This is a genomic window from Sphingomonadaceae bacterium OTU29LAMAA1 (genome assembly GCA_024072375.1).
Classification (GTDB): Bacteria; Pseudomonadota; Alphaproteobacteria; order Sphingomonadales; family Sphingomonadaceae; genus Sphingomonas.
In genome coordinates this window covers 2,323,719-2,340,725 of the sequence record CP099617.1, presented here as the reverse complement: position 1 = coordinate 2,340,725, position 17,007 = coordinate 2,323,719, and the positions used below count along the sequence as shown (strand labels likewise).

The following is a 17,007-nucleotide window of genomic DNA, read 5'->3' as shown; positions in this document are numbered from 1 at the left end:
GGGAGCGATCACCATGACTCACGAAACATCGATCCTCGAGATCATCGAAAAGACGACGGCCCGCCGCAACGCGCGCCGTGCCTTCATGAAGACCGCGGTCGGCGGCGTCGCCGCCGTCGGCGGCCTGTCGATGCTCGCCGCCTGCGGTGACGACGACGCCATGTCGACGCCGTTCCCGACGCCTACACCCACGCCGGCCGCGGTCAGCACCGATGTCGCGGTCCTCAACTTTGCGCTCAACCTCGAATATCTCGAGGCGCAATTCTACAGCTACGCCGCATTTGGCGTGGGCCTGCCCGCGGCATCGCTGACCGGTACCGGGACCCAGGGCGCCGTCGTGACCGGGTCGGGTGCGGGCTTCCCGCGCGCGGTGGACTTCACCGGCGATCCGCTGATCGGGCAATATGCCCGCGAGATCGCCTATGACGAGATCGCGCACGTCAACTTCCTGCGCACCGCGCTCGGGTCGGCGGCTGTGGCACAGCCTGCGATCAACATCTCGGGTACGGCGGATGGCGCCTTCTCGGCGGCGGCGCGTGCGGCGGGCGTGATCACGGGGGCGACGGCGACGTTCGATCCGTATCTCAATCCGACCAACTTCCTGCTCGGCGCGTATATCTTCGAAGACGTCGGCGTCACCGCGTACAAGGGCGCATCGCCGGTCATCTCGGCGATGTATCTCGACGCGGCAGCGGGCATTCTGGCGGCAGAGGCGTATCACGCAGGTCTCGTTCGTACGATCCTGTATGCGCGCGGCGTCACCAACCGCGATCTCATCACCGCGGCGCAGCAGATCTCGAACCTGCGCGATGCCGCCGACGGCACGGCAACGGGCACTCTGGCGGGCGGCACCACGCCGACCGCGGGCAGCGCCTCGCCGGATGGTACGACCGCGACGGCGGGCGATATCGACCAGGGGATCGGCGGCACCAACATCGGTGTGCTGGCGACTGGCGTGTCGAACATCGTACCGACCGACGTCAACGGGCTCGCCTTCAGCCGCTCGACGCAGCAGGTGCACAACATCGTGTATCTGAACGCGACCGGCGCGAACCGCACCAGTGGCGGCTTCTTCCCGGCCGGCACCAACAATCCCAACCCGGCGTTCACGGTCGGCCTCGGTTGATCTCAGGCCTTCGCCGCGCCACCCTCCGGGCGCGACGACGATCGATCCTCCTTCGATGCTTCCGGCATCGGGGGAGGATTTTTTGTGGGAGCGTCCATCGCTTCCGCCATCCGATCGACCGATTTCCGGTATGCGCGGGGTTGACGCATCGGGTCGGATGCGGAACGGCACCGCCATGATGGACGGCCCGCCAGCCGTCCGCGCGATGGGGAGAACCCGAGTTATGACCGCCCGAACCGATATCGACACTGCCGCCCTGACCGGTGTGCTCGACGCCCGCGTCGCACGCCGTGAACAGCGTCGCGACTTCTTCAAGACCGCGATCGGAGCGATGGCTGTCACCGCCGCGGGGGCTTCGGCCCTGACGATTGCGGATCGTGCGCAGGCGCAGACGACCACCGCCTTCACCGACGCGGACATCCTCAACTTCGCGCTCAACCTCGAATATCTCGAGGCGCAATTCTATGCCTATGCCACCACGGGCGCGGGCTTGCCCGCCAATCTGCTGACCGGTGCCGGCACGCCCGGCGCGGTGCGTGGCGGTGCCGCCGTCCCGTTCAGCGATCCGGTGATCGCGCGTTACGCTCGTGAAATCGCCGCCGACGAACTCGCGCACGTCGCCTTCCTGCGCAACGCACTCGGCGCCACCACCGCCGTCGCGCAGCCGGTGATCGACATCTCGGTCGGTCCCAACAGCGCCTTCTCGGCCGCCGCCGTCGCTGCGAAGATCATTACCGTCGGCCAGACCTTCAACCCTTATGCGAACGATGAAAGCTTCCTGCTCGGCGCGTTCATCTTCGAGGATGTCGGCGTCACCGCCTATAAGGGTGCGGCACCGCTGCTGACCAAAACCTACGTCGAGGCTGCGGCCGGCATTCTGGCGGTCGAAGCGTATCACGCCGCGACGATCCGCACGGAATTGTACCGCAAGGGTATCGTCGCCGGATCGACGCTGATCACGCAGGCCGGCGGTATTTCAGACGCGCGCGACAGCCTCGACGGCGGTACGGAGATCGATCAGGGCATCGCCCCCGGGGTCACCGCCGCCCCCGGTCAGGTCATCCCGGCCCCGACGCCGACCGCGACCGCCACGGCGACCCCGACGCCCACGCCCACGCCCACGCCCACTGCGACGGCGACCCCGGTGCCGACCTTCCCGGTGTCGAACATCGTGCCGACCGACGCCAACGGCATCGCCTACACCCGCACCCCCAATCAGGTGCTCAACATCGTCTATCTCAATGCGGCGGCGACGAGCGCGGGCGGGTTCTTCCCGTCGGGGCTCAACGGCACGATCCGGGCGGCTACCGCCTCCTGATCGCGCCGCGACGTTTTCCGTGAGCCTTCTGGTTTCTTGAGTATTCTGGGGATTGACCCGATGACCGACCTTCCCACCGACACCGTCCTCGATGCGATCGCCGATCGCCGTGCCGAACGCCGCAACTTCCTGCGCTACGCCGGCGGCGCCGCGGCATCCGCCGGCGGTCTCGCGCTGCTCGCTGCCTGCGGCGGTGACAACGACGACGGCAATGCGACGCCCAGTCCGACGCCGACCGCCAGCTCCAGTGCGTCTGCGGTCGACGCCAACGTCCTGAACTTCGCGCTCAACCTCGAATATCTCGAGGCGCAATTCTACAGCTGGGCGGCATTCGGCCAGGCGCTGCCCGCCGCGCTGACCACCGGCGTCGGCGCCACCGGCACCGTCACCGGCGGCGCCGCCGTTCCCTTCTCGGACCCGATCGTCGCGCAATATGCGCGTGAGATCGCGGTCGACGAGGTGCAGCACGTCGCCTTCCTGCGCAACGTCCTGGGCGGCTCGGCCGTGGCGATGCCTGCGATCAACATCGCCGGCGATGCGACCGGCGCCTTCACCGCTGCGGCACGCGCGGCCGGCGTCGTCGGTGCGACGGGCGTGTTCAACCCCTATGCCGACGACATCAGCTTCCTGCTCGGCGCCTACCTGTTCGAGGACGTCGGCGTGTCCGCCTACAAGGGTGCAGCCCCGCTGATCACCAACAGGACGTTTCTGGAAGCGTCGGCCGGTATCCTCGCCACCGAAAGCTACCACGCCGGCCTGATCCGGTCGGTGCTGTACCGCAAGGGTATCGACGCTCCGGCGATCTTCACCAATGCGCGCCTGATCTCCGACGCACGCGATGGACTCGATGGCGGCGCCGACATCGATCAGGGCATCGGCGATGCGACCACCGCGAACATCGTGCCGGCCGATGCGAACGGCCTCGCCTACAGCCGTTCGACGGGACAGGTGCTCAACATCGTCTATCTCAACCGGGCGGCCGTCTCGTCAGGCGGGTTCTTCCCGGCGGGGATCGCGGGCAACATCCGCACCTCCGCCGCCAGTTGAGCCGAAACCGGCACCTCGCTCCCGTCGGGGCGGGGTGCCGCTATCCTGCACCTTGGGGTGCGCGGTCTTGCCGGTGGCGGCTGGACCATCCTCGCCGTAGAAGACCTCGGCCCGCTTCGACAGCCATTGCGCGACCCGGTCGGAAAACATGCCCGCGAGCACCCCGATCGCGCTGAACGCGCGGAAATTCGCGCTGTCGTCGGCAAAGTCGTTGTTCGTCCCCAGCACCGCGGTGCCGCCGCCCAGCACGATATACACGCACACCGCGATCAGCCCGCCGAGCAGGATGCGCTCGCCGTAATTGCCGCCGGGCCGGCTCAGCATCAACGGCGAGTTGGGATAGACCACCAGTACCAGCGTCAGCAGCAACGCGCCGAACGTGCCGGAAAAGAACGCCATCACGATCTGCAGCAGCGCCGGCGGAAACTGCACCAGCAGCGCACCCCCCAGGATCGGCCGCGTCCTCAGCATCATGATCGGCGCGAACGGGATTTCCAGATCCTGCGCGCTGTTACGGAGCGTATTCAGCCGCGTCGCCTCTGCCCGGGCGAGATCGACATCCGGCATCGTGGCCTGCATCGTGGCCCATGCCGTCAGGATCGTACGGCCAGCCATCTCCAAACTGTGGCGCGTCTCCAGTGCCGCTCTTGCCTCGGTCGTATCCGCCGCGGGCACGGCAGCGTTCACCACGCATCGATCGATCCGCGCCATGACCCGATCGATCGTGTTGGGCTGAATCGAGGTTGAGGCGGCCAGCCCGCAATATCCCGATGTGACGATCGCCTGAACCGGCTCTACAAGGCTCTCGAACGTGTTCATCGCCAGTTCTCGTTGCCGTTTCAGTGTCGCGACATCGCGTTCCAGCCTGCGCGCTTTGGCTTCCTGTCCCGCAAAGGCGGCCTTCGCCGTGTACGCCGTCTCCAGCCGGGCATAGGCACTGCTATAGTCGATCCGCGGCGTGTGATCGGCGAGGCGCGCGGTGACCAGGGATTGCGCCGCCGAACTCATCAGCACCACGACGAATGCATAGGCGAGCAGCATCGCCGCCACCAGCCGTACCGTCGCCGATACGCTCGGCCTGACGATCTCGAAAATCCGCAGCCATACGTCGCGGCTATCCACCTGTGCCATATCGCCCCCCCCCCCCCCCCAAACGCCCCGCATGCATGCTGTCATCGCCTGCGCGAGTGGACAAGGGATCGAGTCCGATCCGGATCAAACTCGAATTGGCTTTCCCGTCAGGTGCGAAGCGCGTACAACCACTCATCCCCGGGGGAGCGTCGATCCACGCTTGAGAGGAGGGCAGGGCCCCCATGAAAGTAATACTTTCATAGGACCCTAAAGGAGCCCTCGACCCGCTGAACCTGATCCGGTTGACACCGGCGGAGGGAGGGAGCGGTTTTCACCCAGGAACCGCCCGCTCTCCGTACCTTGGAGAGACGATATGGCCGACGTACAAGCCCGCACCGAAATCGGCGTCACCACCGGACCGATCCGCGGTTCCAAGAAAGTCCACGTCGGCCCGCTGGGCGTCGCCATGCGCGAAATCCACCTCGACCCTTCGTCGGGCGAACCCCCCTTGCGCGTCTACGACCCCTCCGGTCCCTACACCGACGCCAACGCCCGCATCGACATCATGGCCGGCCTGCCGCAGCTCCGCCGCCAGTGGATCGAGGCACGCGGCGATGTCGAGGCGTACGACGGCCGCGAACTCCGCCCCGAGGATAACGGCCAGCTCGGCCCCGACCGCTCCGGCGGCGTCCCCCAATTCCCCAACCCGATCCGCCGCCCCTTGCGCGCCAAGCCCGGCATGAACCTCAGCCAGATGCATTATGCCCGCCGCGGTATCATCACGCCCGAGATGGAGTACGTCGCCACCCGAGAGAACCTCGGCCGCGAGATGCTGAGGGACTACAAGCGCGACGGCGAAAGCTTCGGCGCGTCGATCCCCGACTACGTCACCCCCGAATTCGTCCGCGACGAAGTGGCGAGGGGCCGCGCGATCATCCCCAACAACGTCAACCACCCCGAATCCGAACCGATGGCGATCGGCCGCAACTTCCTGGTCAAGATCAACGCCAACATCGGCAACAGCGCGGTCGCCAGCAACGTCGCGGCAGAGGTCGACAAGCTCGTCTGGTCGATCCGCTGGGGCGCGGACACGGTCATGGACCTCTCCACCGGCCGCAACATCCACGACACGCGCGAATGGATCATCCGCAACTCGCCCGTGCCGATCGGCACCGTCCCCATCTATCAGGCACTCGAAAAGGTCGGCGGCATCGCCGAGGATCTGACGTGGGAGGTGTTCCGCGACACCCTGATCGAACAGGCCGAACAGGGCGTCGATTACTTCACGATCCACGCCGGCGTCCGCCTGCCCTACATCCCGATGACCGCGAAGCGCGTCACCGGAATCGTATCGCGCGGCGGCAGCATCATGGCGAAATGGTGCCTCGCGCATCACAAGGAATCGTTCCTCTACGAACGCTTCGACGAGATCACCGAGATCATGAAGGCGTATGACATCGCCTACAGCCTCGGCGACGGTCTTCGCCCCGGATCGATCGCCGACGCCAACGACGAAGCGCAGTTCAGCGAACTCTACACGCTCGGCGAACTCACCCACCGCGCCTGGGCGCAGGACGTGCAGGTCATGATCGAAGGCCCCGGCCACGTGCCGATGCACAAGATCAAGCAGAACATGGAAAAGCAGCTGGAAGTCTGCGGCGAAGCCCCGTTCTACACGCTCGGGCCGCTCACCACCGACATCGCGCCGGGCTACGACCACATCACCAGCGGCATCGGCGCCGCGATGATCGGTTGGTACGGCACCGCGATGCTCTGCTACGTCACGCCCAAGGAGCATCTCGGCCTGCCCGACCGCGACGACGTCAAGGTCGGCGTGGTCACCTACAAGCTCGCCGCCCACGCCGCCGACCTCGCCAAGGGCCACCCCGCCGCCCAGATGCGCGACGACGCGCTATCCCGCGCCCGTTTCGACTTCCGCTGGCGCGACCAGTTCAACCTGTCGCTCGACCCCGACACGGCGGAGGATTACCACGACCAGACCCTCCCCGCCGAAGGCGCCAAGACCGCCCACTTCTGCTCGATGTGCGGCCCCAAATTCTGCTCGATGAAGATCACCGCCGAAGTCCGCGAATTCGCCGCCAAGCAGAATTCGCCCGCGGACACGTTCCTGGCGGCGGACGCAGCCGACGCCGACCGCGCCCTCTTCGCCAACGGCAAGGGCTCGGTCGCGGATGCGGAAGCCGGCATGGCGGAAATGAGCGAACGCTTTAAGGCGAAGGGGAGCGAGGTTTACCTACCTGCTGCGGAGTGAAATAAGGTCACTCTAACCTTGTAAGGCATAGTATGGCCCGGCCTAGAATCTTTATCAGCAGCACCTACTTCGATCTTAAGAACGTACGTGCGGATCTTGAGCATTTTATTCGAGAGCAAGGCTATGATCCGGTTCTTCATGAAAGAGGCGCAGTAGCGTATGGATCGGCTGAGGCCCTTGAGAGGTACTGCTACAAAGAGATCGAAACTTGCGATATCTTGATTTCGGTTGTTGGCGGTCGATTTGGTAGTAAATCGGACGACTCGACGTATTCAATATCGCAAACCGAGTTGCGGGTAGCTCTGGAGCAGGCAAAGCAAGTATATATATTTGTTGAGCGTGATGTTTATTACGAATACAAAACCTATGAGCGCAATCGTGAGGCAAAGATTAAGTGGGCTTCGGTAGATAAACCTCGGATCTACGAGTTTTTATCAGAGATCTATTCGTTAAAGAACAATAATCCTATCCAGCCGTTTGAAACCTCGGTTGATATAACTGATAATTTACGGGAACAGTGGGCCGGACTGTTTCAAAGAATGTTAGCTCAGCAGTCCCTCGGTATACAGGCTAGCTTATTTCACGATCTTAAGCAGTCCTTGGAGAACGCTCGGTCACTTCTAGATGTGGTAGCATCGCAGGCTGATCGTAGAGATGAAGTTGTCGCTGACATTATACTAAGTAATCATCCAATTTTTATCGATATACGGAAAAAAATGAATGTTCCGTACCGCTTCATATTTAACGAATTTGAAGAATTTAAGAAATGGATCGGCGCTCGCGGTTACACGGAAGACCAATTTACGGCGAACGACGGCAAGTCGGAGTGGTTCCGATTAGATAAATCTAGAGGAAACACCGAGATACTAACTTTGGACAAAGTCGTATTCGACGAGGACGGGAAGTTGAAGCCGTTCACGGCCGAGCAATGGTTGGACAGCTATGTCACATTTACTGTTAAAAAGACTAAAGTAGTACAAGCAGGTTTTGTTGATGATCTAGATGACGATGTTCCGTTCTAATATCGTCAATAGATAAACAGCTATGCCGCCGGGCTGCGATCTAAAGGAATAATGTCCCCGCTGATCCGTTTCCACACGTCAGCGGATACTAGTATGGCATTATTGCCACCTTCGCCCATAATGCGGATCGGTGCGTAATCCGTGGCTACTTCGTCCATCAGCGCGTCAAGATTGGCACTCGCCTCGGCATAGCTGATCGTTCGCATGCAAGCGAAGATGCCCGATCCCTTGCCCGAGTCAACCAGCCCGCTACCACCACCCCCATGCAAATCCTCCCCTACACCGACACCCTCGCCCCCCATTTCGCGCACATCAACGCCGCCTGGATCGAGGATATGTTCGTCCTCGAGGATCACGACCGCCACGTCCTCGCCCACCCCCGCGAAGCGATCGTCGACAAGGGCGGCGTCATCCTCTTCGCCACCACCCACGACGACGCGATCATCGGCACCGGAGCCCTGATGCCGACCGCCCCGGGAGCGTACGAACTCACCAAGATGGGCGTTCTTGCCGCCGCGCGCGGCACCGGTGCCGGCGGCATCCTGCTCGCCGCACTGATCGAACGCGCCCGCGAGCTGCCCGGCATCGACACGCTCTACCTGCTCACCAGCCACAAATGCGCCGCCGCGATCCACCTCTACGAACGCGCCGGCTTCCTCCACGATGCCGACATCATGGCGCGCTTCGGCCATGCCTATGCCCGGTGCGACGTCGCGATGCGCTATCCGCTGGAGCAACGAACGCTCACGCCAGCGTCACGCTGATGGATGCCCCCGCGCCACACCGGCGCGGGGAAATGCCCGGCGCGGCCACATTCCCCCTCCCAATGTTGGATCATCCGTGTCCAATCGGCGGGCATGGCCCATGCATCCCCCCGCTCCGCCCGCCGCGCGCGCGCCCACAAACCCGCTCACAAGCCTGCGGCCAAGCCCTACGATCCCGCCGTTTTCGAGACGGCGGCGCTCCGCCACCGCCACGACGGCTGGACCCCGGCGCGACAGGTCGCCTTTATCCAGGCGCTGTCCGAATGCGGCTGCGTCGACGCCGCGTGCAAGCGCGTCGGCATCAGCACCACTGCCGCCTACGACCTGCGCCGCCGGGTCGAGGCGCAGAGCTTTCGCCTCGCCTGGGACGTGGCGCTCGACCATGCGATCCAGCGGCTGTCCGACGTCGCCTATTCGCGCGCGATCCACGGCGTCGCGCAACCGATCTTCTACAAGGGCGAACAGGTCGGCGAGCGCCGCAAGTATGACGAGCGGCTGACCATGTTCCTGCTCCGCTATCGCGATCCGGTCCGCTACGGCGCGTGGCACGACACCTGCCGCGCCGAACGCGCGCCCGATGCCGCCGCGATCCAGCTGTCGAAGGTGATGATGCAGGTCGAGGCGGATGCCTATGCCCGCGACGACGGCGCGCCGCCGCCGCCCGCGTTCTTCCGTTATGCCCCCGCGCGCTACGTCAGTCCCGACGAACAGGACCAGGATGCGGATGCCGCCGCCGATGCTGCGGAGATCGCGCGCGACCGGGCGGAGCAAACCGCAAACGACCGCGCGTTCGCCGATCTGATGCGGGGCGCGTCCGCGGCGGACGTGCCGCCAACTTCACCAACTTCCGCGACTGTGCCGCACTGACCATGCCACACTGACCGCCTTACACTCAGCACGCCGGGTGTCAGCGCACCTCGACGCCCTTCCAGAACGCCACCCGCCCGGCGATCTGCTTCGCGGCATCCTTGGGCGTCGGATAATACCAGGCGGCGTCGCGGTTCTCCGCGCCGTCCACCGCCAGCGTGTAATAATGCGCGGTCCCCTTCCACGGGCAGACGCTCGTCGTCGCGCTGTCCTTCAGCACCGCCGCATCGACCGCCGACAACGGGAAATAGGCATTGCCCTCCACCGTCACGATATCGTCGCTCGCCGCGATCCGCGTCCCGTTCCACCATGCTTCGGTCATGTTCGTGTCTCCTGTCGCCCGATCCAACCTTCGGCGCAGGCGAAAGGATGCGTTCAGGGCGTCGCCGGCAGCGTCCAGTCGATCGGCGCCGCGCCATGCGCCGTCATGAACGCGTTCGCCTGCGAAAACGGCCGGCTGCCGAACCACCCCTTGTACGCCGACAGCGGCGAGGGGTGGGGGGCGTTCAGCACCAGATGGCGCCCGCCCTGCTCCAGCGTCCGGACAAAGCCCGCCTTCTTCTGCGCATGCGCGCCCCACAACAGGAACACGACCGGCTCCGGCTTCGCGGCGACTGCGCGGATAACGGCGTCGGTGAACCGCTCCCACCCCTTGTCGCGGTGCGACGCGGCGCGCCCGCCCTCGACGCTCATCACCGTGTTGAGCAACAGCACGCCCTGCCGCGCCCAATGCTCGAGGAACCCGTGCCGCGCCGGCGGAATGCCGAGGTCGGCGTGCAACTCCTTGTAGATGTTGACCAGGCTCGGCGGCGGCCTGACGCCGGGCCGCACCGAAAAGCTCAGGCCGTGCGCCTGACCCGGCCCATGATACGGGTCCTGCCCCAGGATCACGACGCGCACCCGGTCGAGCGGCGTCAGCTCCAGCGCCCGGAACCGATCCTCCGCCGCCGGAAACACCTGTTTCCCCGCCGCCGCTTCGGCGTCCAGAAACGCGTGCACCGCGGGCAATCCCGCCAGCGCCTCGGCCAAGGGGGCGTCCCAGCTCGGATCGATCCGCGGCCGCATTCAGCGCTTCCGGACGAACTCGGCGCGCAGCACCAGACCCTTGATCCCGTCGAACTTGCAGTCGATCTCCTGCGCATCGCCGGTCAGCCGGATGCTCCTGATCAGCGTACCCCGCTTCAGCGTCTGCCCCGCGCCCTTGACGGTCAGGTCCTTGATCAGCGTCACCTGATCGCCATCGCTCAATATGTTGCCGACCGCGTCGCGCACTTCGACGGCGGAATCCGAAGGGGCGAGCGCCGTCGCATCCGCCGCGCTGATCCACTCGCCACTCGCCTCGTCGTATACGAAGGCATCGTCATCCTGCATCGCAACCCCCTTGCTGGAGGCGCGCTCCTACAGCGAAACCTCGCCCTCGTCCTCCCCATCCCAATAATGCACGCGCTTGGCACGGACGTGGATAATGACGAGGCCGGGGGTGTCGATGCCGCGGTCGAACCAGCGGTCGAGGTCGGGCGACCAGCGCTCCTCGAACGCCGCCTTGTCGCGGACCAGATCGGCATGGCCCTCGACCGCCACGAAGAACGGCCGCATCCCCAGCATGCCGGATTTGCCGAGGAAGCTCAGGCTCACCTGCGGATCGCGCTCGATATCCGCGACGGTGCGGGTGTCCTGCATCGTAAAATAATAGCTGTCGCCGTCGTAATCGACCTGCTGGTTGTTGCTCATCGGGCGCGCCGCGATCGCACCGCCGTCGGTGTGGGTGGAGAGCATCGCGAAATCGATATCGCGCATCGCCTTCGACAAATCGGCCAGGGTTTTCGTCACGCATCCGCTCCTTGTGGTTGGCGGGGGAACGCGCGGAGACGCTCAGCCGATCCCGTCCCACATCAGCTTCACGCCCAGCACCACCATCAGGATGTAGACGAGCACGTAGAAGCGCTGCGGGCTCATCCTCCGGATCACCCAGACGCCCGCCAATGTGCTGAGGATCGCCAACGGCAACAAGGCCGCCGATGCGATCAGCGTGGTGCGGTCCAGGGCGCCGAGCGCCAGATAGGCCGGCACCTTCGCCCAGTTGACGATGGCGAACAAGACCGCGCCGGTGCCGACGAAGCGTTCGTGCGGCAGCTTGCGCGGCGCCACCCACATCTGGAACGGTGGCCCGCCGGCATGCGCGATCTGGCTGGCGAAGCCCATGCCGACGCCGAACAAAGTGCCGACCCAGCCCGGCGAGCGCGACGCGGCGACCGCCCGACCGCCACGCTCGATCCACAATCGCCATGCGCCGAAGCCGGCGGTGATCGCGCCGAGCATCGCCATCACCGCCTGCGCCGGCAGTATTTCGGCGAACGCCCAGCCGGTAAGGATACCGATCAGTGCGCCAGGCAGCATCCAGCGGATGATCCAGCCGTCCCACGTCCGCCGGAACGCCCAGACGCTCACCGCATCCTGCACGACGAGGATGGGGAGCAGGATCGCGGCCGCCTGCACCGGCGCCACCGCGAGCGCCAGCAGTGGTGTGCCGAGCGCGCCCAGCCCGGACAACCCGCCCTTGGCGAGCCCGACGAGGATCACCGCCGTGGCGGCGACGATCAGGAAGAGCGGATCGTGCAGCATGACGGGGGTCGGCCCGACCGGTTCAGAACAGACCCGGCACCTCGCGCTGCGCCGGCGTCATGCCAGGGCCGGACGGCAGCAGCGCCTGACGCGTCACCGCCATCGACGCGGTGGTCGCCGCGGCCTGCGTCATCGCGCTTCCTCCGGTGTCGCTGGTGGCGGCGGCCGAGGCGGTGATCCGCGTGCAGCTCTTGCCTTGCAGATAATCGAGCGCCGACCGCGTCGATGCTTCGCGCGGGTCGCCCATCGGATAGCCAAGGTCGTCCGCCGCACGGCAGGTCGCCTCGACCGTGGTGGCGAGACCGTCGTAATAGGCGCCCTGCCGCGACGCATTCTGGAGCGCGAAAGCGATCACGCGCAGGCGGTCGTCGCACGCCGCCCTGTCGAGAGCGATCTGCCCGACCGGCTTGCCGTAGGTATTCGTACCGATCAGCCCGGCGTTGGCGCGCAGATAGGTAATGAAGGCGTTGATGACGAATTCGCTCGCCGAGGCGGTACTGCCGGTGCCGATGAACGCCACCCGCGTCGGTGCGACCGATTGCGGTTGCGGGGCGAAGAACGTCGTTTCGTTCTGCGACGACTTTTCGCTGCGGAAGGTGGTGTAGCTCATCACCTCCGACGTCGCGCGATTGGCGCCGAGCAGGTTGCTCATCAGCTCGGCGACGCGAACGAGGCCGCCGCCGTTGTAGCGCAGATCGACGATGATGTTGGTGACGCCCGCCGCCCTGAACTGCGCGAAGGCGGCACGCAGGGCAGGGTCCGCAGTGTCGATGAAGGTGCGCAGGTTGACGTAGCCATAGCGCTGGCCGGCGTCGCTGATGATCTGCGCGCCATAACGGCTGGACACCGGGGTCAGCGTGAAATCGCTCTTGGTGACCGTGACGATCCGGGTGCCCCCGGCATCGCGCAGCTGGAATGTGCGCGCCGTACCCGCCGTATTCGGACCCAAAGCGTCGCTGAGGACGCTGCCCCCTGCATTGTAGAGGCTGGAGACGGTCTTCAGATCGCTGGCCGAGGTGCCGATCGCCAGTATCTCCGCACCGCGATCGACGCCTGCCGCGAGCGCCGGGGCGCCCTCGAACGATTCGGTGACGTACAGGCGAGCGCCGCTGTCCAGTGCCAGCCGCCAGCCGAACCCGGCGCTCGATCCCGATGCGTAATAGGCGTTCTCGTCCTTTATCGACGTCAGATAGGTGAAGTAGCGATCCTTGCGTTGTGCCCGCGCGGTCGCGGTCAGCGCATCGAGGAAGGTGTCGACGCTGGCATAAGGCGTGGGGTCGAGGCTCGCGGGGAGCGTTTCGGGGAACAGATACCATTCGCGTACCTGTGCCGCGACCCAGTCCTGCCGCTCGCGCAGCGTACAGCCGGCGACGGTCGGCGTCGGTGTCCCTCCGCCCGCGGTCGCCGTGCCGCCACCTGCCGAGGCGGTCGACGTCGATCCACCGCTCCCGCTGCCGCAGGCCGCCAACATGGCGGTGATCACCAGAGCCGTCACCGAACGCCGTACCGCCACGCCCACTCTCCCACCCATTGCGGCGAGCCTAGTCCTCGCCGTCGTGCGCGGCAATCGGCATCGATGATCGAGCCGCTGCCGGTTCGCGCTGATCTGGATCAGGGTGTTTGGCGGCAACCCGGGCCCGCGCCACTCGTTGGCTGCGCGATACCCACCCGATTAGGAGATTTTACCATGGGGCTGTTCAGCAAGGACATCGCGACGTTCCAGGACCTGTACATCCACCAGCTCGAAGACATCTATTATGCCGAGCAGCAGATCACCAAGGCGCTGCCGAAGATGATCGACAAGGCGACAGACGTGCAGCTGCGGCAGGGTTTCGAACAGCATCTTCGCGAGACCGAAGGGCAGATCGAGCGCCTGCGCGGCGTCTTCGAACTGGAGGGGATGCAGCCGAAGGGCGTCACTTGCCCGGCGATCGACGGCATCATCAAGGAAGCGAACGAGGTTGCCGGCGAGGTGAGCGACAAAGCCGTGCTCGACGCGGCGCTGACGGCGGCGGCGCAGGCGGTCGAGCACTACGAGATCAGTCGCTACGGCACGCTGATCACCTGGGCGAAGCAGCTCGGCAAGACCGAATGCGCCGAGATCCTCCAGCAGACGCTCGACGAGGAAAAGGCCACCGACGAGAAGCTGACGCAACTCGCCACCAGCAAGCTGAATGCCCGGGCCGAAATGGCGCAGGCATAATATGGTGCGTCATCCCGGCATGGTGCCGGGGTGATGCCTCACCCGAGGCTCTTCGACGCCTGCTCCAGGACATCCCTGGACAGGCCCGGCGTCGCTGCGATCCGCTCCAGTTCCGCCCGCATCAGTGCGGACCGTCCGGCGTCGAACCGACGCCAGCGTCCGAGTGGCGGCAACAGCTTCGCCGCCGTTTGCGGGTTGAGCTTGTCGAGCGCGATGAGCTGGTCGGCCAGAAGCCGGTAGCCCGAACCATCCGCGGCATTGAACGCCCGCTGGTTCGCTCCGAACGCGCCGACGAGGGATCGCGCCCGGTTGGGGTTGGCGAGAGTGAAGTCGGGATGCCGTGCCAGTTCCGCCACCAGCTGCCCGGTATCGTCACGCGACGACAGTGCCTGCGTCTGGAACCATTTGTCGATCACCAGCCCATTGCCGGCATAGCGATTGTAGAAGATGTCGAGTGCCGCCTCGCGCTCGTCGGCGTGGCTGCTGGCCAGCGTCGTCAGGGCGCCCTGACGATCGGTCATATTGTCTGCCGCCTCGAACTGACGGAACGCGATCGTCGCGGCATCGTTCGCGCCGCTGGCCGAGATATAGCCCAGCGCGACGTTGCGCAGGCGACGATGGCCCTTGGCGGCCGGGCTGTAGACATAGGGCCCGGCGGGCGCCTGTTCGTACGCCTCGCGCCACTGGTCGGCGAGGCGTACGCCCAATTCGCGCCGCAGCGCCTCGCGTGCGCGAAAGATCGCTTCCGGATCGACCAGCGCCAGCTGATCGCCGATGAAGCTTTCCGACGGCAGCAGGACCGCTTCCGCGACGAACGCCGGATCGAGCGTGCTGTCCGCAAGCGTGTTGCGCACCGCGGTGACGACCGCGGCATGGTTCGGCGTTCCTTCGATCGTCGCAGCCACCAGCGTGTCCAGCATCAGCTGCTGCATCGCCTCGTACCGCGCGAACGGATCGTCGTCGTGTGCGCTCAGGAACCCCAGTTCGGCGGCACTCCGATCGCTTTCGATGATCACCGGTGCCGAGAATCCACGGTTGATGGACAGAACCGGGCGCTCCGTCACGCCCTCGAACACGATCGTGCCCGACGCCTGATCGAGCAGCACCAGTTGCTCGTCGATCAGGGGCTTGCCCGTCTCGCCGCCGAACAGCTTGATCCTGAGTGGCAGGACCATCGGCTGCTTGTCGGGCTGGCCGGGCGTACCGGGCACGTGCTGCGCCAGTCGTAAAGTCGCGCGGCCGTCCCCTGCCTCGTGGCTCAGGCTGGCGGCGACGCGCGGCGTACCCGCCTGGCTGTACCACAGGCGGAATTGCGACAGGTTCCGGCCGCTCGCCTCTTCCATGCAGGCGACGAAGTCCTCGCAGGTCGCGGCCGTACCATCAAAGCGGGTGAAGTACAGATCGGTCGCCGCCCGGAACGCCTGCGGGCCCAGGATCGTCGCCATCATCCGGATCAGTTCCGCCCCCTTGTTGTAGATGGTGGCGGTGTAGAAGTTGCTGATCTCGATATAGCTGTCGGGGCGAACCGGATGCGCCAGCGGGCCCGCATCCTCGGGGAATTGTGCTGCGCGCAGGCCGCGTACGTCCTCGATCCGCTTTACCGCGGCCGATCCCTGATCCGCCGAAAAGCCCTGGTCGCGGTAAACGGTGAACCCTTCCTTCAGGCTCAGCTGGAACCAGTCGCGGCAGGTGATGCGGTTGCCCGACCAATTGTGGAAATATTCGTGCGCGACAACCGCGGCGATCGCGTCATAGTCGTAATCGGTTGCAGTGTCGGGATCGGCGAGGATGTAGCGGCTGTTGAAGATGTTCAGCCCCTTGTTTTCCATCGCGCCGAAGTTAAAATCGTCCACGGCGACGATGTTGAATACGTCGAGATCGTATTCCCGGCCATAGACGCGCTCGTCCCACGCCATCGACAGCTTGAGCGCATGCAAGGCGTGGTGCGTCTTGTCGATGTCGTCGCTACGCACCCAGATGCCGAGATCGACCGTGCGGCCCGATTGCGTGGTGAAGCTGCCCCGGTTGACCGCGAGGTCGCCGGCGACCAGCGCGAACAGGTAGGATGGCTTGGGGAAGGGGTCGTTCCACTCAGCCCAATGGCGTCCGCCGTCCAGATCGCCCGCATCGACCGGATCGCCGTTCGCCAGCAGCACCGGATAGCGCGCCTTGTCCGCGATCAGTCGCACCGCATAGCGGCTGAGCACGTCGGGCCGATCGGGAAAATAGGTGATGCGGCGGAATCCCTCCGCCTCGCATTGCGTGCAGAGGATGCCGCCGCTGGCGTACAGTCCCATCAGCTGCGTGTTCCGTTCGGGTGCGACGACGACCTCGGTCTCGACGACATGCGCATCGCCGCCAAGCGGGATCACCAGCTGTTCGCCCTCGATCCGCCAGTCGTTCACCGCGGCGCCATCGACGCGCACCGCGACCGGCTCCTGCCCCGCACCATCCAGCCGCAGCGGCTCGCCCGCCATGCCGTTGCGCGTGACCGACAGCGTCGCGACGATACGGGTCGCGGCGGGATCAAGGTCGAACACCAGCCGCGTGTCCGGCACCAGCCATGCGGGCGGCCGGTAGTCGTGCCGGCTGATCGATCCGTCGCTGCCCGGTGCAGGGGCGTGGGCGGGCTGGGCGATGACTTGCGAAACGTCGAGCATGGTACCTTTATAGGTACGCATACGCCCGCTGCCAG

The 17,007-nt window shown here is 65.4% G+C and carries 17 protein-coding genes and 1 riboswitch; of the genes, 8 read left to right on the top strand and 9 right to left on the bottom strand.

Annotation, left to right across the window (positions count from 1 at the left end):
* Positions 1-13 precede the first annotated feature (13 nt).
* The 3 genes from NF699_11365 to NF699_11355 all read left to right on the top strand — a co-directional run bounded on the left by NF699_11365 (position 14) and on the right by NF699_11355 (position 3,491).
* A complete protein-coding gene (locus NF699_11365; GenBank protein ID USU03676.1) occupies positions 14-1,126 on the top strand; it encodes a ferritin-like domain-containing protein in 1,113 nt (370 codons plus the stop codon).
* A 223-nt stretch (positions 1,127-1,349) separates the two neighbouring features.
* Positions 1,350-2,444: a ferritin-like domain-containing protein gene (locus tag NF699_11360; GenBank protein USU03675.1), complete on the top strand. Its 1,095-nt coding sequence runs from the start codon at positions 1,350-1,352 to the stop codon at positions 2,442-2,444.
* A 60-nt stretch (positions 2,445-2,504) separates the two neighbouring features.
* Complete coding sequence (locus tag NF699_11355; protein ID USU03674.1) at positions 2,505-3,491, top strand: ferritin-like domain-containing protein; 987 nt, start codon at positions 2,505-2,507, stop codon at positions 3,489-3,491.
* Here the strand turns inward: NF699_11355 and NF699_11350 are convergent.
* Entirely contained in the window at positions 3,432-4,613 is a 1,182-nt protein-coding gene (locus tag NF699_11350) for a hypothetical protein (GenBank protein ID USU03673.1), read from the bottom strand. The two genes, NF699_11355 and NF699_11350, sit on opposite strands and share 60 nt — an antisense overlap.
* A 139-nt stretch (positions 4,614-4,752) precedes the next feature.
* Positions 4,753-4,899: riboswitch (TPP riboswitch) on the top strand.
* A 36-nt stretch (positions 4,900-4,935) separates the two neighbouring features.
* On the opposite strand from NF699_11350, the gene thiC reads away from it, so the two are divergent.
* Both thiC and NF699_11340 read left to right on the top strand, forming a co-directional pair.
* The gene (gene thiC, locus NF699_11345; protein ID USU03672.1) at positions 4,936-6,834 is read left to right on the top strand and encodes a phosphomethylpyrimidine synthase ThiC; all 1,899 of its coding nucleotides are present in this window, start codon (positions 4,936-4,938) and stop codon (positions 6,832-6,834) included.
* A gap of 32 nt (positions 6,835-6,866) precedes the next feature.
* On the top strand, positions 6,867-7,856 hold the full coding sequence (locus tag NF699_11340) for a DUF4062 domain-containing protein (GenBank protein USU03671.1): 990 nt from the start codon (positions 6,867-6,869) through the stop codon (positions 7,854-7,856).
* A 20-nt stretch (positions 7,857-7,876) separates the two neighbouring features.
* Here the strand turns inward: NF699_11340 and NF699_11335 are convergent, their stop codons facing one another.
* Positions 7,877-8,062, bottom strand: coding sequence for a type II toxin-antitoxin system Phd/YefM family antitoxin (locus NF699_11335; protein USU03670.1), 186 nt, complete (start codon positions 8,060-8,062; stop codon positions 7,877-7,879).
* A 57-nt stretch (positions 8,063-8,119) separates the two neighbouring features.
* Between NF699_11335 and NF699_11330 the strand changes: the two genes are divergently transcribed.
* Both NF699_11330 and NF699_11325 read left to right on the top strand, forming a co-directional pair.
* On the top strand, positions 8,120-8,620 hold the full coding sequence (locus NF699_11330; GenBank protein ID USU03669.1) for a GNAT family N-acetyltransferase: 501 nt from the start codon (positions 8,120-8,122) through the stop codon (positions 8,618-8,620).
* Between the two features lie 93 nt (positions 8,621-8,713).
* Positions 8,714-9,487 (top strand): hypothetical protein, encoded by a 774-nt coding sequence (locus NF699_11325; GenBank protein USU03668.1) that lies wholly within the window; start codon positions 8,714-8,716, stop codon positions 9,485-9,487.
* 40 nt (positions 9,488-9,527) lie between these two features.
* Here the strand turns inward: NF699_11325 and NF699_11320 are convergent, their stop codons facing one another.
* Genes NF699_11320 through NF699_11295 form a run of 6 tightly spaced genes read right to left on the bottom strand, consistent with a single transcriptional unit; the run spans position 9,528 to position 13,622 of the window.
* A complete protein-coding gene (locus NF699_11320) occupies positions 9,528-9,809 on the bottom strand; it encodes a DUF427 domain-containing protein (protein ID USU03667.1) in 282 nt (93 codons plus the stop codon).
* Between the two features lie 53 nt (positions 9,810-9,862).
* The gene (gene ung, locus NF699_11315; GenBank protein ID USU03666.1) at positions 9,863-10,552 is read right to left on the bottom strand and encodes a uracil-DNA glycosylase; all 690 of its coding nucleotides are present in this window, start codon (positions 10,550-10,552) and stop codon (positions 9,863-9,865) included.
* Positions 10,553-10,858: an alkylphosphonate utilization protein gene (locus NF699_11310; GenBank protein ID USU03665.1), complete on the bottom strand. Its 306-nt coding sequence runs from the start codon at positions 10,856-10,858 to the stop codon at positions 10,553-10,555.
* A 27-nt stretch (positions 10,859-10,885) separates the two neighbouring features.
* On the bottom strand, positions 10,886-11,317 hold the full coding sequence (locus NF699_11305) for a pyridoxamine 5'-phosphate oxidase family protein (protein ID USU03664.1): 432 nt from the start codon (positions 11,315-11,317) through the stop codon (positions 10,886-10,888).
* Positions 11,318-11,359: 42 nt separating this feature from the next.
* The gene (locus NF699_11300) at positions 11,360-12,109 is read right to left on the bottom strand and encodes a sulfite exporter TauE/SafE family protein (GenBank protein USU03663.1); all 750 of its coding nucleotides are present in this window, start codon (positions 12,107-12,109) and stop codon (positions 11,360-11,362) included.
* A gap of 22 nt (positions 12,110-12,131) precedes the next feature.
* On the bottom strand, positions 12,132-13,622 hold the full coding sequence (locus tag NF699_11295; GenBank protein USU03662.1) for a S41 family peptidase: 1,491 nt from the start codon (positions 13,620-13,622) through the stop codon (positions 12,132-12,134).
* 174 nt (positions 13,623-13,796) lie between these two features.
* Here NF699_11295 and NF699_11290 point away from each other — a divergent pair, with 174 nt between their 5' ends.
* Positions 13,797-14,312 carry a ferritin-like domain-containing protein gene (locus NF699_11290; GenBank protein USU03661.1) on the top strand — a complete coding sequence of 172 codons (516 nt, stop codon included), beginning with the start codon at positions 13,797-13,799 and terminating at the stop codon, positions 14,310-14,312.
* A gap of 38 nt (positions 14,313-14,350) precedes the next feature.
* On the opposite strand, the gene pepN is transcribed toward NF699_11290, so the two are convergent.
* The gene (gene pepN, locus NF699_11285; protein ID USU03660.1) at positions 14,351-16,972 is read right to left on the bottom strand and encodes an aminopeptidase N; all 2,622 of its coding nucleotides are present in this window, start codon (positions 16,970-16,972) and stop codon (positions 14,351-14,353) included.
* Positions 16,973-17,007 lie beyond the last annotated feature (35 nt).

Coding starts and splice junctions, on each gene's coding strand:
- NF699_11365 (USU03676.1), top strand. CDS start 14: ATGACTCACGAAACATCGATCCTCGAGATCATCGAAAAGACGACGGCC.
- NF699_11360 (USU03675.1), top strand. CDS start 1,350: ATGACCGCCCGAACCGATATCGACACTGCCGCCCTGACCGGTGTGCTC.
- NF699_11355 (USU03674.1), top strand. CDS start 2,505: ATGACCGACCTTCCCACCGACACCGTCCTCGATGCGATCGCCGATCGC.
- thiC (USU03672.1), top strand. CDS start 4,936: ATGGCCGACGTACAAGCCCGCACCGAAATCGGCGTCACCACCGGACCG.
- NF699_11340 (USU03671.1), top strand. CDS start 6,867: ATGGCCCGGCCTAGAATCTTTATCAGCAGCACCTACTTCGATCTTAAG.
- NF699_11335 (USU03670.1), bottom strand. CDS start 8,062: ATGCGAACGATCAGCTATGCCGAGGCGAGTGCCAATCTTGACGCGCTG.
- NF699_11330 (USU03669.1), top strand. CDS start 8,120: ATGCAAATCCTCCCCTACACCGACACCCTCGCCCCCCATTTCGCGCAC.
- NF699_11325 (USU03668.1), top strand. CDS start 8,714: ATGGCCCATGCATCCCCCCGCTCCGCCCGCCGCGCGCGCGCCCACAAA.
- NF699_11320 (USU03667.1), bottom strand. CDS start 9,809: ATGACCGAAGCATGGTGGAACGGGACGCGGATCGCGGCGAGCGACGAT.
- ung (USU03666.1), bottom strand. CDS start 10,552: ATGCGGCCGCGGATCGATCCGAGCTGGGACGCCCCCTTGGCCGAGGCG.
- NF699_11310 (USU03665.1), bottom strand. CDS start 10,858: ATGCAGGATGACGATGCCTTCGTATACGACGAGGCGAGTGGCGAGTGG.
- NF699_11300 (USU03663.1), bottom strand. CDS start 12,109: ATGCTGCACGATCCGCTCTTCCTGATCGTCGCCGCCACGGCGGTGATC.
- NF699_11290 (USU03661.1), top strand. CDS start 13,797: ATGGGGCTGTTCAGCAAGGACATCGCGACGTTCCAGGACCTGTACATC.
- pepN (USU03660.1), bottom strand. CDS start 16,972: ATGCTCGACGTTTCGCAAGTCATCGCCCAGCCCGCCCACGCCCCTGCA.